This is a genomic window from Deferrisoma sp. (assembly GCF_054681715.1).
The window spans coordinates 1-21,930 of sequence record NZ_BAAHFQ010000030.1; the positions used below are offsets into that span (position 1 = coordinate 1).

16 protein-coding genes are annotated in these 21,930 nt (G+C 72.5%); 8 read left to right on the forward strand and 8 right to left on the reverse strand.

Features of this window, described 5'->3' with window-relative positions:
• Together ACY0I8_RS06720 and ACY0I8_RS06725 are read left to right on the forward strand one after the other, a co-directional pair.
• On the forward strand, positions 1-700 hold a 700-nt coding region (locus ACY0I8_RS06720), incomplete at its 5' end, for an enoyl-CoA hydratase-related protein (protein ID WP_461394130.1).
• A 361-nt stretch (positions 701-1,061) separates the two neighbouring features.
• Complete coding sequence (locus ACY0I8_RS06725) at positions 1,062-2,636, forward strand: B12-binding domain-containing radical SAM protein (protein WP_461394131.1); 1,575 nt, start codon at positions 1,062-1,064, stop codon at positions 2,634-2,636.
• Positions 2,637-2,798: 162 nt separating this feature from the next.
• Here ACY0I8_RS06725 and ACY0I8_RS06730 read toward each other — a convergent pair whose 3' ends face one another.
• Together ACY0I8_RS06730 and ACY0I8_RS06735 are read right to left on the reverse strand one after the other, a co-directional pair.
• Positions 2,799-3,611 carry a menaquinone biosynthetic enzyme MqnA/MqnD family protein gene (locus ACY0I8_RS06730; protein ID WP_461394132.1) on the reverse strand — a complete coding sequence of 271 codons (813 nt, stop codon included), beginning with the start codon at positions 3,609-3,611 and terminating at the stop codon, positions 2,799-2,801.
• Positions 3,608-4,162, reverse strand: coding sequence for an NUDIX domain-containing protein (locus ACY0I8_RS06735; RefSeq protein ID WP_461394133.1), 555 nt, complete (start codon positions 4,160-4,162; stop codon positions 3,608-3,610). Before ACY0I8_RS06735 ends, ACY0I8_RS06730 begins: the two co-directional genes overlap by 4 nt.
• 82 nt (positions 4,163-4,244) lie before the next feature.
• On the opposite strand from ACY0I8_RS06735, the gene ACY0I8_RS06740 reads away from it, so the two are divergent.
• Genes ACY0I8_RS06740 through ACY0I8_RS06760 form a run of 5 tightly spaced genes read left to right on the forward strand, consistent with a single transcriptional unit; the run spans position 4,245 to position 8,845 of the window.
• The gene (locus ACY0I8_RS06740; protein ID WP_461394134.1) at positions 4,245-6,062 is read left to right on the forward strand and encodes a menaquinone biosynthesis decarboxylase; all 1,818 of its coding nucleotides are present in this window, start codon (positions 4,245-4,247) and stop codon (positions 6,060-6,062) included.
• Positions 6,063-6,080: 18 nt separating this feature from the next.
• Positions 6,081-7,079 (forward strand): serine O-acetyltransferase EpsC, encoded by a 999-nt coding sequence (epsC, locus tag ACY0I8_RS06745; protein WP_461394135.1) that lies wholly within the window; start codon positions 6,081-6,083, stop codon positions 7,077-7,079.
• Positions 7,079-7,498, forward strand: a complete 420-nt coding sequence (yidD, locus tag ACY0I8_RS06750; RefSeq protein ID WP_461394136.1) for a membrane protein insertion efficiency factor YidD — start codon at positions 7,079-7,081, stop codon at positions 7,496-7,498. Before epsC ends, yidD begins: the two co-directional genes overlap by 1 nt.
• Positions 7,488-8,324, forward strand: a complete 837-nt coding sequence (locus ACY0I8_RS06755) for a tetratricopeptide repeat protein (RefSeq protein WP_461394137.1) — start codon at positions 7,488-7,490, stop codon at positions 8,322-8,324. The genes yidD and ACY0I8_RS06755 overlap by 11 nt, the downstream gene beginning before the upstream one ends.
• Positions 8,325-8,380: 56 nt before the next feature.
• The gene (locus ACY0I8_RS06760; protein WP_459942729.1) at positions 8,381-8,845 is read left to right on the forward strand and encodes a single-stranded DNA-binding protein; all 465 of its coding nucleotides are present in this window, start codon (positions 8,381-8,383) and stop codon (positions 8,843-8,845) included.
• Between the two features lie 128 nt (positions 8,846-8,973).
• On the opposite strand, the gene ACY0I8_RS06765 is transcribed toward ACY0I8_RS06760, so the two are convergent.
• The 6 genes from ACY0I8_RS06765 to msrP all read right to left on the reverse strand — a co-directional run bounded on the left by ACY0I8_RS06765 (position 8,974) and on the right by msrP (position 20,370).
• Positions 8,974-10,119, reverse strand: coding sequence for a KamA family radical SAM protein (locus ACY0I8_RS06765; RefSeq protein ID WP_461394138.1), 1,146 nt, complete (start codon positions 10,117-10,119; stop codon positions 8,974-8,976).
• A gap of 739 nt (positions 10,120-10,858) precedes the next feature.
• Positions 10,859-13,069: an ATP-dependent helicase gene (locus ACY0I8_RS06770; protein WP_461394139.1), complete on the reverse strand. Its 2,211-nt coding sequence runs from the start codon at positions 13,067-13,069 to the stop codon at positions 10,859-10,861.
• Positions 13,066-14,856, reverse strand: a complete 1,791-nt coding sequence (locus tag ACY0I8_RS06775) for a chloride channel protein (protein ID WP_461394140.1) — start codon at positions 14,854-14,856, stop codon at positions 13,066-13,068. The genes ACY0I8_RS06770 and ACY0I8_RS06775 overlap by 4 nt, the downstream gene beginning before the upstream one ends.
• Positions 14,857-15,301: 445 nt before the next feature.
• The gene (locus tag ACY0I8_RS06780; RefSeq protein ID WP_461394141.1) at positions 15,302-17,563 is read right to left on the reverse strand and encodes a PAS domain-containing hybrid sensor histidine kinase/response regulator; all 2,262 of its coding nucleotides are present in this window, start codon (positions 17,561-17,563) and stop codon (positions 15,302-15,304) included.
• Positions 17,560-19,380 carry an ATP-binding protein gene (locus ACY0I8_RS06785; protein ID WP_461394142.1) on the reverse strand — a complete coding sequence of 607 codons (1,821 nt, stop codon included), beginning with the start codon at positions 19,378-19,380 and terminating at the stop codon, positions 17,560-17,562. Before ACY0I8_RS06785 ends, ACY0I8_RS06780 begins: the two co-directional genes overlap by 4 nt.
• Positions 19,381-19,497: 117 nt before the next feature.
• The gene (gene msrP / locus ACY0I8_RS06790) at positions 19,498-20,370 is read right to left on the reverse strand and encodes a protein-methionine-sulfoxide reductase catalytic subunit MsrP (protein WP_461394143.1); all 873 of its coding nucleotides are present in this window, start codon (positions 20,368-20,370) and stop codon (positions 19,498-19,500) included.
• 443 nt (positions 20,371-20,813) lie between these two features.
• On the opposite strand from msrP, the gene ald reads away from it, so the two are divergent.
• The gene (ald, locus tag ACY0I8_RS06795; RefSeq protein ID WP_461394144.1) at positions 20,814-21,929 is read left to right on the forward strand and encodes an alanine dehydrogenase; all 1,116 of its coding nucleotides are present in this window, start codon (positions 20,814-20,816) and stop codon (positions 21,927-21,929) included.
• Position 21,930 lies beyond the last annotated feature (1 nt).

The following is a 21,930-nucleotide window of genomic DNA, read 5'->3' on the forward strand; positions in this document are numbered from 1 at the left end:
CATGCGGGTGGCCGGGGGCCAGGAGATCGGCATGGCCTGCGATCTGGCGATCGCCTCGGATCTGGCGGTGTTCGGCCAGGCCGGGCCCAAGCACGGCTCGGCCCCGGTGGGCGGGTCCACGGACTTTCTGCCGTGGTTCCTCACCATGGAAGACGCCATGTGGAACTGCATCTCGTGCGAGCTGTGGTCGGCCTACAAGATGAAGGCCAAGGGGCTCATCTCGAAGGCCGTGCCGGTGCTGAAGACGGCGGACGGCACGTTCATCCGAAACCCCCAGGTGATCACCGAGGACTACGTGCGCGACGGCGAGATCGTGTACGGGGAGTTCAAGACGGGCGAGGAGGCCCAGAAGGCCAAGGAGCTCGTGAAGTCGTGCACGGTGGACTTCGAGCTCCTGGACAAGGAGGTGAACCAGATCATCTGGCGGTTTGCGAACCTGTTCCCGGGGTGCCTGCAGATGTCGATCGACATGATCCGGGCGAAGAAGAAGTTCTTCTGGGATCAGGCGAAGCTGGCGAACCGGCACTGGCTGGCGGCGAACATGATGTGCGAGGCGTTTTTGGGGTTCACGGCGTTCAGCACCCGGAAGATGACCGGGGAGGACGTGATCGACTTCCTCAAATACCGCCAGCTCGTGGCCCGCGGGGCGCTGATGGACGAGGACGCGTTCGAGCAGGTGCTCCCCAAGCCCAAGGGCTGATCCCCCCACCCCTCCCTCCCCTTCCCAACGGGGATGACCGGGGCCTTCGGGCCCCGGTCGTTTTTTCGGACCCGTGGGGGAACGGCGCGTTTTCACCCACCGGTTGATTGCGCCAAAACCCACATTTTCTGGAGGGCTAAAAGCGAAGCCCTTTTGTTTCTAGGAGTTACAAGATGGCACGGGGATTGCTTCAGAGCGGGCAACGAACGGCCCCACACCCCACACGGACCGTTCGCCGAGCCTCCTATCGCGAGGCCTCTTCCCCCAAGCCCCCGTTCCCCCGGGGGCTTCTTTTTTTGTTGCGTTGGGCTGGCCGGATCCGTAGAAGTACGCGCTCTCCTCGTTGCGCGGGAGGAGCGGGATGCGTACGACCCTCGTGTTTCCCCCCTTGGCCAGCCCGACCTACGTGCCCCTGGGCCTCCAGCACCTGGCCGCCGTGACGCCGCCGGGCACGACCCTGACCCTGGTGGACGCAAACGTCCTCGTGTGGAACCGGGTCGCCTCGGCCGACCCCGAGGAACCGGCCCGACGGGCCGCCCTCCGGGGGGCGTCGGGGGCGTTCTACGACCCGCAGGGGTACGGGCCGATCGCCGCGGTGCGGGCGCGCACCGAGGAGGTGTTGCGCAGGGAGACCGCGATCCTCCGCCGCAGGCTGGCCGAAGGGCTCGACCTCTCGACGTTCGCCGACCGGGTCCTCGAGGACGCCCTGGCATCCGACCCGGAACTCCTGGGGATCTCGGTCCTCTGCCTCGACCAGCTTCCCTGGGCCCTGGTGATCGCCCTTGCGACCCGAAGGCGCCTGGGGGCCCGGGCCCGGATTGTCTTGGGCGGCGCCTGCACCGCGGCCCTCCACCCGGCCGAACTCCTCGCGGCGTGCCCCGCCCTCGACGCCGTGGTCACCGGGCCGGGCGAGGAGGCGTGGCGCCAGCTTTGCCTGGGAACCCCCTTGGACGTCGTTCCCGGTGCCTGGGTGCGCACGCCGGGGGGCGCCCGCCAGATCCCCCCGTCGGCCGCGTCGCCCCTTCCGGCCGCCGACCCCCGGGTGCTGCCCCTCGATCGGTACTGGAACCCCGAACCCGTGGTTCCCCTCCTGTTCGGTCGGGGGTGCCAATGGCGGCGCTGCCGGTTCTGCGCCCACACCCACGCCGAACCGTACCGCCAGACGCTCGCCGCCCACGCCTTCGCGGCCCATCTGGAAGCCCTCTCCCGGGACGGCATCCGGCACGTCTACTTCGCCGACCTCTACGTGCCCCCAAAGGCCCTCGACGCCCTGGCCCTGGCCCTCGCCGAGCGGGGGGTTGACGTGCGGTTCCACGTGCTGGGCCGCCCCGTGGGCGCGTTCACGGCCGAGCGGCTTCACAGGTTCCACCGGGCGGGGTGCCGGTGGGTGAGCTGGGGGATCGAGAGCGGAGCCCAGCGGCTCCTGGACATCGCGGGCAAGGGCACCCGCCTCTCCACCGTCCGAAGGGTGCTTCAGGACTCCCACGGAGCCGGCCTTGCCAACCTCGGGTTCTTCATCTTCGGGTTGCCCGGGTCGGGCGACGGGGAACTCGAGGAAACCCTGCGGTTCCTCGAGGAGATCGTGCCGTTCCTCGACGTCGTCGTGGCGAGCCCGTTCACCCTCATGGAGGGCACCGCCTTCGCCGAACGGGCCGAGGCGTTCGGGCTCCTGGTGGACGGACCCGAGGTCGAACTCTCCGTGGGCGGGAGGCCCGTGCATTCCCGGCGCCTGCGATTCCGGGAGCGCGACGCCCAGGGCCAGCCTCGGCCACCCCGGGGCCCGGTGGAGCTTCAGCGCTGGCTCCAGCGGAAGCGGTGGATCGGCCCGGACCCCTTCTGGGAGAGCCTCCCCGCCGAGCACTTCCTCCTCCACGCGGCCCGGCGGGCCGACGCCCGGGCCCGGCCGGGGTCTCGGCCCCCGCGAAAGGCGGCCTGAACGCGAGGGGTTATACCCAGTTGCGTTCAAAGCAGCCGTTTCCTGATTCGGCCCGGCAAGGGGCCTGGTGGAGCGCCGGGCGTGGCTCCTACAACCGCTGCACCGGAACCAGACCCCTTGCCGTGCCCCCGGGATGGGTGTCTGTTTGAACGTAATTTGGTATTAGACCTCTTCCACCGGCAGCGGCCGCAGGGGGGGCACCGCGTCGATCAGGCCCAGGGCGGCGGCCTCGGTCGCGAACCGCCGGAGGCCTTCCCGGTGCCAGGCCGTGAGGTCGTAGGAGATGGTCTGCCAGTAGGCGAGGAGTTCGGGCTCGCCCATCCAGGCCGCCTCGGGCGCCCGGCGGGCGAGCTGGGGGTAGGTACGGTAGGCCCGTTGCCGGGCCTCCACCAGCGCCCGGTACACCCGGCGGACCCCCTGAGGATCCGCCTCGAAGGCCTCCCGCCGGCAGATCCACAGGGCGAACACGAAGGGCGTGCCGGTGGCCTCGTGCCACAGGGCCCCCAGGTCGTACACCCGGGGCCACGCGCCGGCCCGGGCCTCCCGGAGGGCCCGGTCCCCGATCCAGAGCACCGCATCGCAGCCGTCCCCGGGCCCGGCGTACCGGGGCGTGAGGCCGAGGCGCCGCTCCAGGAGCACCCGCACGAGCCACACCGAGGTCGCCGAGGCGGGCGTGAGCCCCACGGTCCGGCCGTCCAGGTCCTCGAGGGCGTGCCGGGAGAAGAGGAGGACCGAGGCCACGGGGCCGATGGACGAGATCGAAAGGTCGGGCAAGAACCCGTAGAGCCCGGGCCGGGCCAGGTACTCGGCCGAGGACGAGGGGGCCAGATCCACCCGGCCCTCCCGGAGCATCCGGTTGAGCTCGGCCGGCACCCCCTCCACGTACTCCACCCCCGGGAGCCCCGCCTCCTCCAACGCGAGATAGAGCGGGGTGCAGTTCGCAAACCCGATCCGGCCCACCCGCAAGGGCCTCACGGCGCCCCCCCGCGCGCCCGCCAGGCGGCCCGCAGGAGGCCCACGGCGGTCTTCGCGTCGCGGATCGCCCCGGCCGCGGCCCGGGCCACGGCCTCGTCGAAGGCGACCCAGTGGACCTCGATCCGCTCATGGGCCCCGTGGGCGGTAGGCACCTGCCGGAGGTCCCGGGCCAGGAACAGGTGGACCTCCTCGTCGCAGAACCCGGGCGTGGGGAGGATGGATCCCAGGGGCTCCCACCGGGCGGCCTCCACCCCGGCCTCCTCGGCCAGCTCTCGCCGGGCCGTGGCCAGCGGATCCTCGCCGGGGTCGAGCTTCCCCGCCGGAAGCTCCCAGAGCCACCCGCCGGCCGCGTGCCGGAACTGCCGGAGCAGGCAGACCCGGCCGCCGTCGTCCAGGGCCACCGCGGCCGCGCCCCCCGGGTGCCGCACCACCTCGAGGAACAGCCTTCCCCCGTCGGGCAGTTCGACCCCCTCGATCCCCAGGTCCACCACCCGGCCCCGGTGCACGGTCCGCCGGGTGGACACATTCTTCGGCGCTCTGCTAGAGTTCATCGTTTCCCACTTCCGTCGGAGCGATGGGGCGCCAGCCTACCCAGGCCCCCTCCAAACGGTCAAGCTGAGGATCCCGACGTCCATGCCTCCCTACCGAAGCCTGCGGGAGTTCGTGGCCGCCCTGGATGCGGCCGGCGAGCTCGCCCGGATCCCCGACCCCCTCTCCCCCCATCTGGAGATCGCGGCCGTGGCCGACCGGATGATGAAGGCGCCGGGTGGCGGCAAGGCCCTCCTGTTCGAACACCCAGCCGGGTACGATCTGCCGGTGCTGGTGAACGCCTTCGGAAGCCGGCGGCGCATGGCCCTGGCCCTGGGTGACGACGTGGAGGCGGTGGCGGCCCGGATCCGGGGATGGCTCCGCACCGCCCCGCCCCAGGGGCTTCGGGAAACCGTGGACCTCGTGCGCCGGCTCCCCGAACTCCGGGGACTCCGGCCCAAGCGGGTGCGGCGGGGCGCGGCCCCCTGCCAGGAGGTGGTCCACCGGGGCGAGGCCGTGGATCTCACCCGGCTTCCGGTGCTCCACTGCTGGCCCGACGACGGGGGCCCCTTCGTGACGTTCCCCTGCGTGTTCACCCGCGACCCCGAGACCGGCCGCCAGAACGTGGGCATGTACCGGCTCCAGGTGTTCGACCGGGCCACCACCGGGATGCACTGGCACGTGCACAAGGACGGAAGCCGGCTCTACCACGCCTACCGGAAAGCCGGAAAGCCCATGCCCGTTGCCGTGGCCATCGGCACCGACCCGGTGGTGACCTACTGCGCCACCGCGCCCCTGCCCCCGGGCATGGACGAGATGCTCCTGGCCGGGTTCATCCGGAAGGCCCCGGTGGAGATGGTGCCGTGCCTCACGGTGGACGTGGAGGTGCCGGCCACGGCCGAGATCGTGCTCGAGGGGTACGTGAACCCGGGGGAAACCCGGATCGAGGGCCCGTTCGGGGACCACACCGGGTACTACTCCCCGGCCGAGCCCTACCCGGTGTTCCACGTGACCGCCGTGACCCACCGCCGCAACCCCCTCTACTTCGCCACGGTGGTGGGCATCCCGCCGATGGAGGACGCCTGGATGGGCTGGGCCACCGAGCGCATCTTCGCCCCGCTCCTGGCCACCCAGTGGCCCGAGGTCGTGGACATGCACCTGCCGCCCGAGGGGGTGTTCCACAACCTGGCGCTCCTCGCGGTGGACAAGCACTTCCCCATGCAGGCCCGGCGGCTCTTCCAGGGGCTCTGGGGCGCGGGCCAGATGAGCTTCACCAAGGTGCTCGTGGCCCTCGACGACGACGTGGACGTGACCGACGTGGCCGGTGCCGCGAAGGCCGTGCTCGACCGGCTGCGCCTTCCCGAGGGGCTCGTGGTGACCGAGGGGGTGCTCGACGCCCTCGACCACTCGGGGCTCCGGCCGCTCTGGGGCGGAAAGCTCGGCGTGGACGCCACCCGGCCCCTCCCCGGGGAGCCGGGGCACGGGGAGCCCCCGCCCCCCGGCACCCCACCCCCCTCCGAGGACGAACTCCTGGGCTTCCTCCGGGACCGGTGTCCCGGCGTGCGGGCCTGCCGGATCCCCCTGCCGGAGGCCCGCCTCACCCTGGCCCTCCTCGTGGTTGGAAAAACCCGGGCCGGGGAGGGGCGCGACCTGGCCGCAGCCGCCCTGGAGCACCCCGGGGTGGCCGTGGCCGTGGCCGTGGAGGGCCGGGCCGAGGACCCCTTGCGGCTCCTGGCCTGGCGGGCCCTTGCCAGCCTCGATCCCGTGCGGGATCTTTTCCTCCGGGATGGGAAGGTCGGCGTGGACGCCACGGCCAAGGGTCCCGCGGAGGGGTACGACCGGGAGTGGCCCGCCGAGGTGGCCCATCCCCCCGAGCTCACGGCCCGGGCCGCCGAGGTGCTCCGGCGGCTCGGCCTCGAGTAGACCAAAGGAGGCAACCCGATGGACGGCGAAAAGCTTTCGTGCGTGACCCCGAGCGGCGATCCGGCCGCCTGCGAAACCGAGGCGAGGCACCACAAGGAGTACCGGGCGCGGCTCCCGGAGGCCGTGGAGAAGCTCGTGGAGAGCTGCCGCACGGTGCCCCACATCGCCCACGTGGACGCCGCGCTGATCCCCTCGAAGGAGGAGGTCACCGACCTGGTGGGGCTCATGATCCGGCTCGTGTTCCCCGGGTTCTTCGGCCACCAGGAGCTCGACTGGGGGAGCCTGCCCTACCGGGTGGGCCAGGGCGCGGCCGAACTCTTCGACCGGCTGAGCCTCCAGATCGCCCGGTCGATCCGCCACGAGTGCCGGCGTACCGAGAGCCTGTGCACCCACTGCCTCGACACCGGGCAGCGCCAGGCCCTGGAGTTCCTGCACCGGCTCCCCAAGGTCCGCGACTTCGTGTCGGGGGACGTGGTGGCCGCCTACCGCGGCGATCCCGCGGCCAAGAGCTACGACGAGATCGTGTTCTGCTACCCCGGGGTCTACGCCATCGCGGTCTACCGCTTGGCCCACGAACTCTGGGACCTGGGGGTGCCGCTCCTGCCCCGGATGATGACCGAACTCGCCCACGGCCAGACCGGGATCGACATCCACCCCGGGGCCCGGATCGGCCGGGAGTTCTTCATCGACCACGGCACCGGCGTGGTGATCGGGGAAACCACCGAGATCGGGGACCGGGTCACCCTGTACCAGGGGGTCACCCTGGGGGCGCTGTCGTTCCCCCGGGACGAGCGGGGGGATCTCGTGCGGGGGCACAAGCGCCACCCCACCATCGAGGACGACGTGATCATCTACTCGGGCGCCACGATCCTGGGGGGCGACACCGTGATCGGCCGGGGCTGCGTGATCGGCGGAAACGTCTGGCTCACCGAGAGCGTTCCCCCGGGCACCAAGGTGACCCTGAAGGCCCCCGAGCTCGTGTACCGGCCGGCCCCGCCCAACGGCCCGGGGGCGTGATGCCCTCGCCGGCCCGGAAGGGGTGCCTCCTCGCCCTCGCGCTCCTCCTCGGGGCGGCGGGCGTGGGCCGGGCCGCCCCCTGGGCCCCGCCCGGCTGGATCGTGGCCCGGGAGGAACCGGCCCCGGGACCCACGAACCCGGCCGCCGCGGCCCTCGGCTGGGGGGTCCGGCTCTACCAGGCCACGGTGAGCCGGGTGGACGGCGACCGCTGCCCCAGCCACCCCACCTGCTCGGCCTACGCCGCCCAAGCCCTGCGGGAGCACGGCCCCCTCGTGGGGCTCCTTCTCACCTTCGGCCGGCTGGTCTCCGAGGCCGACGAGGCCGGGTTCGCCCCGCGGATCTGGGTGGACGGCCGGTGGAAGGTCCACGACCCGGTGGACCAGGATCTGGCCTTCTGGAGGGGGCGCCTTGCGCCCTAGGGCGGCCGGCCTGGCCCTGGCGGCCCTGGTGCTCCTGGCCCTCGGGGCCCGGGCCGCGCCCCCGCCCGACACGGCCGAAGGGATCCTCTCGTTCGGGAACGCGCTTCTCCGTTCCGGCGACAGCTTCCGGGCGGCCACCGAGTACCTGAGGATCCTCCACCACTTCCCCGACGCGCCCGAGGCCCTCCGGGCCCTCGAGGGGCTGGGAAGGGCCTACGCCCTGGCCGGCCGGTGGGACGAGGCGGCCCAGGCCTTCGGCCGGCTCCAGGAACTCGCCCCGTCGGCCGAGCACCGGCGGCTCTGGGCCGGCGCCCTGTACCGGGCGGGCCGGTACGCCGAGGCGGCCCGGGCTGCCCTCGTCCCGGACGCCGGGGAGGAGGACCGCACCCTGGGCACCCTGGCCCGGCTGCGGGCCGGGATGGGGGGCGCCCCCGGGGAACGGGGCGACCTCCGGGCCGAGTACGAGGCCCTGCCCCGCAAGAGCCCGGCCGCGGCGGGGCTCCTCTCGGCGGTGCTTCCGGGCGCCGGGCACCTCTACACCGGCCGGCCCCGGGACGCCGCCGTCGCGCTGGTGCTCAACGGCGCGTTTCTCTGGGGCACCTGGCAGGCCGCCCGGGCCGACCAGTGGGCCCTGGCCGGCATCCTGGGGGCGCTCGAGCTCGGATGGTACGGGGGCACGATCACCAGCTCCATGAACGCGGCCCACAAATGGAACCGCCGGGAGGAGGGCCGGTTTTTCTCCCGGTGGGAGGCCGGGGCGCTCCCCCGGTGGGACCTGGTGTTCCTGCCCGGGGGCGGCGCGGCCGTGGCCACCTGGACGTGGTGAGCCGGGTCTCCTAGAATCGCGGGGCCGACGAAACGGACGAGACGGAGGAAGACGAGATGGCACGCGGCGTGAACAAGGTGATTCTGATCGGCAACGTGGGGCGGGACCCGGAACTCCGGTACACCCAGAACGGCACCGCGGTCTGCAACTTCTCGCTGGCCACCACCGAGCGGGCGAAGATCGGCGGCGAGTGGCAGGACAAGACCGAGTGGCACAACATCGTGGCCTGGAGCCGCCTGGCCGAGATCTGCAACCAGTACCTCCAGAAGGGCACCCAGGTGTACATCGAGGGCCGGCTCCAGACCCGCAAATGGGAGGACCGGGACGGCAACACCCGGTACCAGACCGAGATCGTGGCCCAGGACATCCAGTTCCTGAGCCGCACCCGCCAGGACGGCGCCCCGGCCGGCCCCCGCCGGGGCCCGGGGGGCCCGGCGCCGGACGACGCGTTTGCCGGACCCGACGACTTCCCCGGCCCCGACGACCCGGGCTTCGACCCCAACGACGACGTACCCTTCTGATCTGACCTCGGTCGCTGCCGGTTTTTCCGGTCTTCGGCCGGCGGCGCCACGCGCACACGACAACGGCCACCCGGTGCGTCAGCGCCGGGTGGCCGTTGTCGTATCGGGGCGCAGGGAACCCGAAGGCCTCACGAGGCCAGGGCGTCCCGGTCCTCCTCCGCGTCGGCGAAGAAATCCTCGAGCCAAAGGGCCCGGTCGTTGCGGGGCAGCACCAGCACCCGGTCCTCGTCGGCCGGGTTCCGGGCCCGGTGGTACCGGGCGTACACGGCCCCCTCGTCCACCCCCACGATCTCGATCTTCCCCGAGGCATGACTCATGGCGTAGCGCACCCGGCGGGCGAGCCCCGAGAGCCGGCGCCGCGCCCGGTGGAGGATCTGCCACCCCTCGACGATCGGCACGGCGAACGCCCGGTTCCCCACGGCCGGCCGCATCTGGAACAGGTAGTACGGGGTGGCGCCGAGGCCCACGAGCTCCTGGTACAACTCGGCCAGCACCTCCGGGTCGTCGTTGAGCCCCCGAACCAGCGGGCACTGGTTGAACACCTGGGCCCCCGCCTCGAGGAACCGCTCCACGCACCGTCGGGCCTCGGGGCCGAGCTCGGCCGGGTGGTCGAAGTGGGTCATCACCGCGAGCGCCTTGCCCCGGGTCCGCACCTCCCGGACGAGCGCGAACAGGCCGGGGTCCTTCAGGATCCGCAGTGGGTTGTACGCCGGGGTCTTCGACCCGATCCGGATCGTGGCCACGTGGGGCACCGCCGCGAAGGCGAGCACCGCCTCGCGCAGCCGGGCCGTGGGAAGCACCAGCGGGTCACCCCCGGTCAACAGCACGTCCCGGATCTCCGGGTGCTCCGCGACGTACCGCACGGCCGTGCCGAGATCCTGCAGGCACTCCCGCTCCTCCTGCATGAAGAGCCGCTTGCGAAAGCAGTACCGGCACAGCCCGGCGCACTGGTCGGTGAGAAGCACCACCACCGTGTCCCGGTACTTGTGCTGCACGCCGGGCAGGACCCGGTTCGCCTTCTCGTTGGAGGGGTCGAGGCTCCCGTCTCCCTCCAGTTCCCGGGGATCGGGGACCACGATCCGCCGCAGGGGGTCCGTCGGGTTTCTCCAGGAGATGCGGGAAAGGTAGTAGGCGGGGGCCTGGAACCGGAACCGCCGCGCCACGGGCTCGAGCTTCTCCCGCTCCTCGGGGCGCAGGCCGGGAACCGCGTTCAGGTGCGTGACGAACCGGCCGGGGTCAAAGGCTCGCGTGTCGGTCCAATGGGGTGGGGTCATGGCACACCTCCTTTGAAGATCGGTCATACAGTCGTCGGTCCTCGGTCGTCGGTCGAACGGGATGCCCCGGACCCGGGGCGAAACGCGCCCGTCCGGGACGCCGCCGCGCCCGTGGCGGACCACCATGTCGTACGAGGGAGTGACGATCTCGCGCCGCACCGGAAATCCGGCAGCGGGATGGGAGACCCCCCTTATTGCACAAAACGGCGTTCCATTGCAAATCAGGGCAGGGGCCCCCTGGACCGACGGGGATCGACTCCCCCTGCCGTTTCCCCGGAGCGGAGACACGGCGCAGGGGAAGCGCTCGCGGGGGAGGAACGGGCCGGAGGAAGGACGCGGCGCCCGCCTGCGGAACGGCCCACGGGGAAGGCCGACTTATACAAGTCGCGTTCAAAGCCACCGTTTCCTGATTCGGCCTGGCAAGGGGCCTGGTGGAGCGCCGGGCGTGGCTCCTACAGTCGCTGCATCCGGCACTCAGCCGATGTCTCCCTCGCCATGAGCCCATCGATGGCTCGCCAACGTTCGCGTTTTCGCCGTTCATGGAGCCGCCGGGCTGAGTGCCGGATGCAGAGTAAGCCGGATGCCGCACTCACGCACGGCCGGAACCAGGCCCCTTGCCGGGCCCCGGGCTAGGTGTCTGTTTGAACGCAACTTGGTATTACAACTAGTGAAGGGCTGCCGCCGGAGGAGCAGAAAAGGGGGAAAGAAGCGGGTGGTGTGCGAAGGGCGCGCGCTGCGCCTAGCGCAGGTCCTCGGCCGCGATCTCGATGTCGCTCACCCAGGCGAGGAGTTTCCGGGTGCTTTCGGCGAACTGCACCACGAGCTTCGTGGCGGGCCCCCGGCCCTGCACCCGGAGGATGCGCCCTGCACCGTAGGCGGGGTGGCGCACCCGCATGCCGGGCCGGAAGGTCACGGCGCCGGGCTCGGGCTGGAGGTAGAGGCCGCCGTCGTCCGCCGTCTCGCCGGGGAGACGATCGGGCGATTCGTCACCGTACGACGGGGCCGCGGGCTCGGGCTCGACCCGGCGGAACGCCCCGGGCGGCAGTTCCCCCAGGAACCGGCTGGGGTCCCGGAGCCCCTCGTCCCGCCCGTACACCCGCCGGATGCGGGCGCGGCTCAGGAACAGCCGGTCCTTGGCCCGGGTCATGCCCACGTAGCAGAGCCGCCGTTCCTCCTCCACGTCGCCGTCCTCCCAGATGCTGAGCTGGTGGGGCAGGGTGCCCTCCTCGAGCCCGGTCAGGAACACCACCCGGTACTCGAGCCCCTTGGCGGCGTGGAGGGTCATCAGGGTCACGGCCTCGGCGCGGTCGGGGCCCAGGTCCTGGTCGCTCACCAGCGCGGCCCGGTCGAGGAACGCCTTGGCCCCCCCGCCCTCGTCCCGCTCGAACGCCTCGGCCGCGTTCAAAAGCTCCTGCAGGTTTTCCCGGCGCTCCTGGGCCTCCCGCGGGTCCTCCTTGGCCAGGGCCTCCAGGTATCCCGAGTCCTCCAGGATCCGAAGGAGGAGCTCCCGGAGGGGCACCGCGGCGTGGATCTCCCGCCACCCGTCCAGGAGCCCCAGAAATCCCGCGAGGCTCCGGGCCTGGCGGGTCTTGAGCCGGCCCTCGGCCACGGCCCGGCGGGCCGCCTCGTACAGACCGATCCCCTCCTCCCGGGCCAGGGCCTCCACCACCTCGAGCGTGGCCCGGCCGATGCCCCGGGGCGGCACGTTCACCACCCGCCGAAACGCCAGGGGGTCGTCGGGGTTCACCACGAGGCGCAGGTACGCGAGGGCGTCCTTGACCTCCCTTCGGTCGTAGAACCGAAGGCCCCCGTACACCACGTAGGGAATCCCCCGGGTCAGGAGAGCTTCCTCGAGGGGCCGGGACAGGGCGTGTACCCGGTAGAGAACGGCGATCTCCCCCAGGGGCATGCCCTGGCGCCGGAGCTCCCCGATCGTGTCGGCCACCCAGGCGGCCTCGTCCTCCTCGGTGCGGGCCTCGTGGACCACCAGGGGCTCGCCCTCGCCCCGGTCGGTCCAGAGCCGCTTGGGGTGGCGGTGGCGGTTCCGGCTCACCACCGACCAGGCGGCGTCGAGGATCACCTGGGTGCTCCGGTAGTTCTGCTCGAGCTTCACGACCCGGGCGCCCGGAAAGTCCTGCTCGAAGGCGAGGATGTTCCGGAGATCCGCGCCCCGCCAGCTGTAGATGGACTGGTCGTCGTCCCCCACCACGCACAGGTTCCCGTGGAGGGCCGCGAGGTGCCGGGCCAGGAGGTACTGGACCCGGTTCGTGTCCTGGAACTCGTCGATCAGGATGTGCCGGAACCGGCGCCGGTAGTGGTCGGCCAGATCGGGGTGGCGCTCGAACAGGAGAAGCGTCTCCAGGAGGAGGTCGCCGAAGTCCATAGCCCGGGCCTCCCGCAGCCGCCCCTGGTAGCGCTCGTAGAAGTCCCGGAGGGTCCGGTCGGTCTCCGGCGGGAGGCGCTCGGGCGGGATCCCGTCGTCCTTGAGCCGCTGGACCCGGTGCAGGAGCGCCCCGGGCGCGGTCCGGCGGCCGTCGAGCCCCAGCTCGTCCACCACGGCCTTGGCGAGCCGGCGCTGGTCGTCGGCGTCGTAGATGGTGAACTCCGGGCCCACCGGCAAGAGATGGCCGTGGGCCCTGAGAATCCGCAGGCACACCCCGTGGAACGTGCCGATCCAGATGCCGGCCGACCGGCTCCCCAGGAGCGCCTCGACCCGGCGGAGCATCTCCCGGGCGGCCTTGTTCGTGAAGGTCACGGCCAGGATCTCCCGGGGGCTCACCCCGGCCGCGCCGATCAGGTAGGCGATCCGGTAGGTGAGCACCCGGGTCTTGCCGCTCCCCGCGCCGGCCAGGATGAGGAGCGGCCCCTCGCCGTGGGACACCGCCTCCCACTGGGCCGGGTTGAGCTGGGATCGGATCGCCTCGGGGTCGAACGCCGGTGGGTGGGTCACGTCTGGGCCCCCCGGAACGTGCGGTCGATCAGGGCCTTGTTGTAGGCGGCCAGGATGTCCCGGCGGGAGAGCATGCCCACCACCTTCCGGGGGTCATCCCGGCGAACCACGGGCAGGTGCTCGATGTTCCGGTAGCCGATCTTCGCCAGGGCATCCCGCAGGGTCTCGTCGGGGAAGATGGTGATGACCCGGGGGGTGGCGAGCTCCTTGGCCACGATGAGGTCCTCGAGGCCCTCCTCGTAGGCCACCTCCCGCAGGTCCTGGAGGCTCAGGATGCCCGTGAGCCGGCCCTCGTCGTCCACCACGGGGAAGGTCACGTGCCGGGACGAGGGGATCACCCGGAGGAGCTGCCGGAGCGGCGTGGCCTCGTGGATCGCCTCCACCTCGGGGTTCATCACATCCTCGGCCCGGATCGATTCCAGGAGCCCCACCTCCCGGCCCTCCTCCAGGTGGATCCCCCGGCGGGCGAGCTCGAGGGTGTCGATGGACTCCCGCTGGAAATACCGGCACACGGTGTACCCGATGACGCAGCAGAACATGATGGGGAGGATCACCGAGTACTCCCCGGTCATCTCGAAGATGAGGAAGATCGCGGTCATGGGGGCGTGGGTGGCCGCGGCCAGGAACCCGCCCATGCCCACCAGGGCGTAGGCGCCGGGCCCGGCGGCGAGCGAGGGGAACCAGGCCCGCACCAGGCTCCCGTAGGCCCCGCCCAGCATCGCGCCGATGAACAGGCTCGGGGCGAACACCCCGCCGGCGTTCCCGCTGCCCAGGGTTAGCCCCGTGGCGAGGATCTTGGCCCCGGCCAGGGCCAACAGCAGCCCCCCCCCGATCTGCCCGGCCAGGGCGGCCTCGATGTGCTCGTACCCGTCGCCCAGGACCTGGGGCAGGGCGATCCCAATCACCCCGGTGAGCACGGCGCCGGCAAGGGGCTTCAGTCGCTCGGGGGCCTTCCACCGGGCGAACCGGTCCGTCAGGTCGTAGAAGCTCCGGATGAACGCCACGGCGGCCAGGGCCACCAGCACCCCGAGCACGCAGTAGAACACCACCTCCCAGGGGCTGCGGAGCACGTAGTGGCGGGGCACCTCGAAGGCGGGGCGGTTCCCCTCGAAGGTCCGGGTCACCAGGGCCCCGAGCCCCGAGCTGATCACGATGGGGGTGAAGCTCGTGGCGTCGAAGTTCCGAAGAAGCACGATCTCGTGGGCGAAGAACACCCCGGCGATCGGCGCGTTGAACGTCCCCGAGATCCCCCCGGCCCCCCCGCAGGCCACCAGGGTCCGGAGCCGCTCCTGCCCCACCCGGAGCACCTGGCCCACCAGCGACCCCAAGGTCCCGCCGATCTGGGCGATGGGCCCCTCGGTTCCGGCCGATCCGCCGGTGCCGATGGTGATGGCCGAGGCCAGGGACTTGACCACGAGGGTCCGGGCCCGGAACACCGCGCCCTTCAAGTTCACGGTTTCCAGGAACCGGGGGAGCCCGTACCCCCGGACCTCGCCGGGGAAGAGCATGTCGAGGGGAACGAGGAGGGCCGCGCCCACGGTCGGCAGGAGCGGCAGGAGCAGAAGGAACGGGAACCCGTAGTCGATGCCCAGGACGTGCCAGCCGGTTTCGAACACCACCCGGTGCACCAGGTGGATCAGCCGGCGGTAGGCGATGTTCCCCGCCCCGGCCAGAAGCCCCACGGCCACGGCCATGTACAGGGTGGCCGTGTGCTCCGACGGCCGGATCCGGTCGATCCACCGGTTGAGCCGGTCCGACAGGGGTTTGAGCGGGCGCTGGGTGGTCACCGCGGTTCCTCCCGGCGGGTTGCGCAGGGCGCGCCATGATACGCCGGGGAACCGGGGGGCTCAAGCGCCGGGACGGGGAGGGTCCGCTGTGCCAGGGGCCGGGAATCAGGGGTCAGAGGACAGAGGACAGAGGACAGAAGGCCGAACCGGTGAGCGGTTACGCCAACCGCCGAACGTCCTACCCGAACCCCGGCGTCCCTTCGTCTGGAAGCGGGTGGGGGGCTGTCGGAGAGCCGGGTGCGGCCCCTCACGTCGCCGCGCCCCCACCAGGCCCGGATCCCTTTCGAAGGTCCGGAACGTCCGCCACCCGTGTCCCGGCCTACCGGGCTGACAACGGCATGCGAAGGCGCGGCGAAACGGGTGCCGCACTCGCGCCCGGCCGGAGCCAGCCGCCCAGCCGCCCAGCCGCCCAGCCGCCTAGCCGCCCCGCCGCCCAGCCCGCCGTTCACCCCCTCTTCCGCAGGAGCCGATCCAGGGTCGAGGCGAGTGCGCGCACGTGCACGGGCTTCGGGAGCCACTCGTCGAACTCGGTCTCGGCCGGCCGGGTGACGCCCATGGGCAGCGGGTACCCGGTCACCGCCACCACGGGCACCTCGGGCCGCCTGGCCTTCACCTTCCGGGCCAGCGCCCGGCCGTCGAGCCCGGGCATGGCGAGGTCGGTGACCACGGCCGCGACCCGGTCGGCGTTCTCCTCCCACGCGGCCAGGGCCTCGGCGCCGTCCCGGGCCTCGAGCACCCGGTAGTTCAGGCGCTCCAGCATGGCCCGCAGGATCTCCCGCACGTTCCCGTCGTCCTCGGCCAGGAGCACGGTCTGGCCCGCGCCCTCGGGAGCCTTCCCGATCACCGTGGACCGCCGGGCGTGGGGCCGTTCGGCCGCGGGCAGATACACCCGCACGGTGGTGCCCTCGCCCACCCGGCTCTCCAGATCCACGAACCCCCCGTGCTCCTTCACCAGGCCGTACACCTGGGCGAGCCCGAGGCCTGTGCCTTTCCCCGGCGGTTTCGTGGTGAAAAACGGCTCGAACACCCGGTCCAGGTGCTCCGGCGCGATGCCGGTGCCGGTGTCGGCCACGGTGAGGCACACCCACTCCCCGGGCTCCATGCCGGGCACCGGCGGGGGCACCCCCGGGTCCACCCCCACGGGCTCCAGGTGGATCCGGATCTCCCCGCCCGCGGGCATGGCGTCGCGGGCGTTCACGGCCAGGTTCGTCACGATCTGCTGGATCTGGGCCGGGTCGGCCTCGACCCAGTAGGTGCCCGGTTCGAAGCCCACGCTGATCCGGATACCCTCGGGGAAGGTGGACTCGAAGAGCTTCCCCAGCTCCTTGACGAAGCTCAGGAGATCCATGGCCTGGCGCTCGCTCTTCGTGCGCCGGCCGAAGTCGAGCACTTGGCGCACCAGGTCGGCGGCCCGGAACGACTGCACCAGCATCTGCTCCAGCCGGTCCTTGACGTCGGCCGGGATGTCCTGCCGGGACCGCAGCACCTCGGCGTAGCCCACGATGGCGCTCAGGATGTTGTTGAAATCGTGGGCGATGCCGGCGGCGAGCTGCCCCAAGGCCGCGAGCCGCTCCTGGAGCGCGATCTTCTCGAGGCGTTCACGCTCCTCGGTCACGTCGGCCAGGGTGACCACCCAGGCCTCGGGCCGGGCCGGGTCCCCCACGGCCCGCGTGGCGACCTGGAGCACCCGGGGGTTGGGCGGCGGGGTGAAGATCTCGTGGACCGGCCGGCCGTCGGCCGGGGCCGCCAGGAGATCCCGGAGGGGCCGGCCGGCGAGGGCCTCGACCCGGCCGGCCGGGTCGGTCTCGGCGTGGGCCTCCAGGAGCGCCCGGGCCACGGGGTTGGCGAGCCGGATCTCGCCGTCGGGCCCGAACAGCGCGATGCCGTCCGGGGTGAGCTCGAGCACGGCCTCGAGCTGGCGGCGGGCCCGCTCGCGCTCCTCCTCGGCCCGCACCCGGGCCGTCACGTCCACGGCCGAGCCCTGCCAGGCCACCAGCTCGCCCCGGCGGTCCCGGATGGCGCTCGCGTGGCCCTCAAGCCACACCGCCGACCCGTCGGCCCGCCGCAGGGGGGCCACAAACTTCTCCACCAGCCCCTGGGTCCGCAGGCGCTCCATCCACCGCTCCCGGTCCTCGGGGTTGACCCAGAGCTCGCGGGCGTTCACCCGCATCAGGGCCACGGGGTCGGGGTAGCCCAGGATCCGGGCGAAGGCCGGGTTGGCCGTGAGGATCCGGCCGGCGGCGGTGGACACGAACAGGCCCACCGGCAGGTTCTCCACCAGATCCCGGTACCGGGCCTCGGCCTCGGCCAGGAGCCGATCCTTCTCGGCCCGCTCCAGGGCGTTGCGGGCGGCCACGGCGAGCCGGGCGAAATGGTGGGGCGATTTCACCACGTAGTCCGAGAGCCCCCGCTTCATGGCCTCGACGGCCACCTCCTGGGTGCCCGTGCCGGTGAACATGATCACCGGCACCTCGGGCCATCGGGTCTTGGCCAGGGCCAGGAGCGCGAGCCCGTCGGTCCACCGCAGATGGTAGTCGGTGATCACGAGGTCGGGGGGCGGGCCCTCGAGGGCGGCGAACCAGGCCTCCCGGTCGGCCACCTCCACGACCTCGCCCACCGGAAACGCCTTCCGCAGCTCCCGCAGCGCGAGGGCCCGGTCGTCGGGGTTGTCGTCGGCGATGATCACCCGCAGGCCCGGCCCGGTCACGGCTCCCCCTCCAGGGCCAGGCGGCCCCGCAGCCGGCCCAGCTCGTCGGCCACCGCCTCGACCCGGCGGATCCAGGTCTCGGGCGGGCCGGGGTCCTTCTCCAGCGCCTCGCACCGGGCCGCCAGGGCCAGGGCGCCCAGGCCCCTGGCGTTGGACTTCAGGGTGTGGGCCGCCCGGGTCAGGGCCGCCCGGTCGCCCCGGTCCGCGGCCTCGCGCATGGCCAGAATCTGGCGGCCGGCCTCCTCCAGAAAGATCCGGACCATGGTCTCGGCCGACCCCACGGCCACCCGCTCCATGTCGGTCCGGAACCGCTGGTAGGCCTTGGGGTCGAGCACCGGCTCCCCGCAGGCCTCGGGCTCCCGGGCCGCCGAGAGCTCGATCCAGAACCGGCTCCCCTTCCCGGGCTCCGACACCACGCCGGCCCGGCCCCCCATCCGCTCGGCGGCCTTTCGCACGATGGCGAGCCCGAGGCCGGTGCCCGGGTAGGCCTCGGGCCCGTGGAGCCGCTGGAACAGCCCGAAGATCCGCTCCTGGTCCTCGGGGGGGATGCCGATGCCGTTGTCCTCCACCCACAGCCGCACCCGGCCGCCCCGCTCCTCGGCCCGGATCGTGACCTCGGGCCGTCGGCCCTCGGGCACGAACTTGAGCGCGTTCGACACCAGGTTCCCCACCGCCCGCGCCACCATCCGGCGGTGGCCCCGCACGGGCGGCAGCGGCCCCTCCACCCGGATCGCCGCGTCGGGCCGGTCGAACTCCTCCAGGGCCTCGGCGACCGCAGCCTCGAGGTCCACCTCCTCGAGCCGCAGCTCCTCCCGGGCGAGCCGGCTGTACTCCAGGAGATCCCGCACCAGCCGGTCCATGGCCCGGGCCGCCCGCACGATGCGGCCCGCGTACTCCGACCCCTCGTCCCCCAGCCCCTCCCCGCAGTCCTCCAGGAGCGCCTGGGCGAACCCCTCCATGGCCCGAAGCGGCGCCCGCAGGTCGTGGCTCACGGTGTAGGTGAAGGCCTCGAGCTCCTGGTTGGCCTGCTGGAGCCGCTCGGCCAGGAGCCGGAGCCGTTCCTCCCGCTCCCGGAGCTCCGCCTCGGCCCGCTTGCGCGCGGTGATGTCCCGCACCAGCACGACCCAGCCCGCTTCGTCGTCCACCTGGTACCGCCCCACGGAGACCTCGGCCGGAAACTCCGCGCCCCCGGCCAGCCCCCGGGTCTCCCAGGGGCCCTGGGGGAGCTCGGCCCCGACGTCGAGGTCGGGCAGGAACTCCCGCACGGGCCGGCCCGCCAGCCGGTCGACCGCCTCCCCGAACAGGAGCCCGGCCGAGGGGTTGGCCGAGGTGATCCGGCCCGAGGCGTCCACCGTGAGCACCCCGTCGGGCGCGGCCCGCACCAGGGCCCCGGTGCGGGCCTGCTCCAGGTGGAGGAGCCGCTCGCTGCGGTGGAGCCGCACCAGGTGGTCGGCCCGGCGCTCCAGCACGGCCCAGTGGATCGGCTTGGTCACGTACTCGGTGGCGCCGGCGCCCAGGGCCCGGTCCACGCTCTCGGGGTCGTCGAGGGCGGTCACAAACAGGATGGGGAGGGTCTTGCCCTGGGGCAGCGACCGGATCCGGCGGCAGGCCTCGAACCCGTCCATCTCGGGCATGACCCCGTCGAGGATCACGAGGTCCACGGGCCCGGCCGCGAACCGCTCCAGGGCCTCCCGGCCGTTTTCGGCCTCCACCACGGTCCAGCCCTGGCGGCCCAGCACGTGGGCCGCCATCTGGCGGGTCATGCGGTCGTCGTCGGCCACCAGCACCGTGGCCGGCTCGGCGGGAACCGGAACCATGGGCGCACCCCCTTTCTCGCGCGGGTCCGATCCGGCGGCAGCGTCCGGCACAGTGTGCCGCGGGATTCCCCCCCCCGCAAGGAGGGCGAAACCCGGACCGCCTTTGGTTTTGAAAGGTTATCGGTTCGCCCCCGGCGGCTCCCGGTACAGGTGGGCCACCCAGGCCCCATACCCGTTGTAGGCCGGGGTCGGCACCCGCTCCCCTGTGCCCAGGCGCCACTCCCGGCCGCCACCGGCGATGTTCGAGAAGAATCCGTACACGCCCGGGGCCAGGGTGGTCCAGAAGGTCGGGGGCCGGGTCTCGGTGAAGGTGATCCGCACGATGCCCTTCACGTTCTTGTACCCGTACTTCCAGGGCACCACGAGCCGCACCGGCGCCCCCAGGGACGGGGCCAGGGGCTTGCCGTAGGCGCCGGTGGCGAGAAGCGCAAGTTCGTTGGTGGCCTCGGCCAGGGTGAGCCCCTCGGTGTAGGGCCAGGGCCACTCGGGGTGGCGGGCCTGGCCCGGGGCCTTGTCGGGCTTGAGGAACGCGGTGAACGCCAGGTACCGGGCCGAGCCCAGGGGCTCGGCCCAGCGCACGAACCCTTCGAGCGGCACCCCCTCCCAGGGGATCACGGCCGACCACCCCTCCACGCACCGATGACGGTACGTGCGCTCCACGGTGCCGAGGCGCCGCAGCCCGTCCGGGTCCAGGGTGCGGGGCCGGGCCACCAACCCGTCCACCGCAACGGTCCAGGGACGGGTGGGAAACCCGGCGACCTTCTTCCAGACCTCCCGCTTGTCGGTGGTGAACTCGTAGTAGTTGTTGAACCGGGTGGCCTCGGCCTCGGGGGTGACCGGGCCGGGGTCGGGGAGGTCCCGCGGCCACCCCCGGGCCGCCAGGAGCCCCCAGGCCCCGAGCCCCGCAAGCCCCACCCGGGCCAGGAACCGCCGCCGGTCGAGCCACACGGCCTCGGGGGTTTCGGGAACGGGGGCAAGCCGCAACCGCATGGGCACACTCCTGCAAGGGACAGATGGAAGCTCCCGTAAGCCGCGCGAGGCGCGGCCTGTTTGCAAAAACAGTAACTTCCGCCTCGGCCACACGGTGCGCCGGGGCCGTCTGGACCACGGGACCGACGACCGCGAGACCGGCGACCGACGACCGGAGTTACTTGGAACCACGGAGGGCACGGAGAACACGGAGGGGCGGGGGCTTGGGGCCGCCTCGCCGCCTGGCCGCCGACCGCCCTTGCCACCCTACCCTCGCCCGCCCGAACCGCAAGCGCCCACCTGGCGCCCCGGCCCGCCTTGCGGTATTCATAGGGGATCTTCTTGCTTGCCGCGGATTGGGGGCTTGTGACGGAGCGGCATGAAACAACCCGAGAGGGGCACGGGGACTTAGCCTTCCAGCTTTCCAGCGTTCCAGCCTTCCAGCCTTTCCCGAGGAGCCTTCCATGATCGTCGGCGTGCCCAAGGAGCGGAAAAACAACGAGTACCGGGTGGGCATCGTGCCCTCCGGGGTGGAGGAGCTGTGCCGCGACGGCCACACCGTGCTCATCGAAACCGGGGCGGGGGCAGGAAGCGGCATCTCCGACGAAGACTACCGGGCCGCCGGCGCCCGGATCGCGGGTTCCGCCGAGGAGGTCTGGGGGGCCTCGGACCTGGTGATGAAGGTCAAGGAGCCCCTGCCCGAGGAGTACGGCCTGCTGCGCGAGGGCCAGATCCTGTTCACGTTCCTCCACCTGGCGCCCCTGCCGGAGCTCGGAAAGGTGCTCCTGGAGCGCCGGGTGCGGGCCGTGGCCTACGAGACGATCCAGCTCCCCGACGGGAGCCTGCCGCTTCTCGCGCCCATGAGCCAGGTGGCCGGCAAGATGGCGGTGCAGCTCGGCGCGGCCTTCCTCCAGCGGGAGAAGGGGGGCATGGGCATCCTGCTCGGGGGCGTGCCGGGCACCAAACACGGCCGCATCGTGATCCTCGGCGGCGGCGCGGTGGGCATCAACGCGGCCAAGGTGGCCTACGGCCTGGGGGCCGAGGTGGTGATCGTCGACATCAACCACGCCCGGCTCTCGTACATCGACGACGTGTTCGACGGCAAGGTAGTGACCCTCATGTCGAACCGCCGGAACATCCGGGAGGCCGCGGCCGCCTGCGACATGCTGGTGGGGGCCGTGCTGGTGCCCGGCGCCAGGGCCCCCCGGCTCGTGGACCGGGAGATCCTGCGGGGCATGAAGCCGGGCAGCGTGTTCGTGGACGTGGCCATCGACCAGGGCGGGGTGAGCGAGACGAGCCGGCCCACCTCCCACTCCGACCCGGTCTACGTGGAGGAGGGGGTGATCCACTACTGCGTGCCCAACATCCCGGGCTCGGTGCCCATGACGAGCACCTACGCCCTGACCAACGTGACCCTGCCCTACTGCCGCAAGCTCGCCTCGGGCGACCTCGCGGCCGCGCTGAAGGCCGACCCCAGCCTCGCCAAGGGCGTGAACACCTGGGACGGCCACGTGACCTGCCGACCCGTGGCCGAGGCCTTCGGGGTGGAGTGGACCCCCCTGGAGACCCTGATCGGGTAGG

Excerpts from the sequence above, each read along its gene's own strand:
- ACY0I8_RS06735 (WP_461394133.1), bottom strand. The coding sequence starts at position 4,162 with ATGAACTCTAGCAGAGCGCCGAAGAATGTGTCCACCCGGCGGACCGTG.
- msrP (WP_461394143.1), bottom strand. The coding sequence starts at position 20,370 with ATGCGGTTGCGGCTTGCCCCCGTTCCCGAAACCCCCGAGGCCGTGTGG.
- ald (WP_461394144.1), top strand. The coding sequence starts at position 20,814 with ATGATCGTCGGCGTGCCCAAGGAGCGGAAAAACAACGAGTACCGGGTG.
- ACY0I8_RS06740 (WP_461394134.1), top strand. The coding sequence starts at position 4,245 with ATGCCTCCCTACCGAAGCCTGCGGGAGTTCGTGGCCGCCCTGGATGCG.
- epsC (WP_461394135.1), top strand. The coding sequence starts at position 6,081 with ATGGACGGCGAAAAGCTTTCGTGCGTGACCCCGAGCGGCGATCCGGCC.
- ACY0I8_RS06785 (WP_461394142.1), bottom strand. The coding sequence starts at position 19,380 with ATGGTTCCGGTTCCCGCCGAGCCGGCCACGGTGCTGGTGGCCGACGAC.
- ACY0I8_RS06765 (WP_461394138.1), bottom strand. The coding sequence starts at position 10,119 with ATGACCCCACCCCATTGGACCGACACGCGAGCCTTTGACCCCGGCCGG.
- ACY0I8_RS06725 (WP_461394131.1), top strand. The coding sequence starts at position 1,062 with ATGCGTACGACCCTCGTGTTTCCCCCCTTGGCCAGCCCGACCTACGTG.
- ACY0I8_RS06760 (WP_459942729.1), top strand. The coding sequence starts at position 8,381 with ATGGCACGCGGCGTGAACAAGGTGATTCTGATCGGCAACGTGGGGCGG.
- yidD (WP_461394136.1), top strand. The coding sequence starts at position 7,079 with ATGCCCTCGCCGGCCCGGAAGGGGTGCCTCCTCGCCCTCGCGCTCCTC.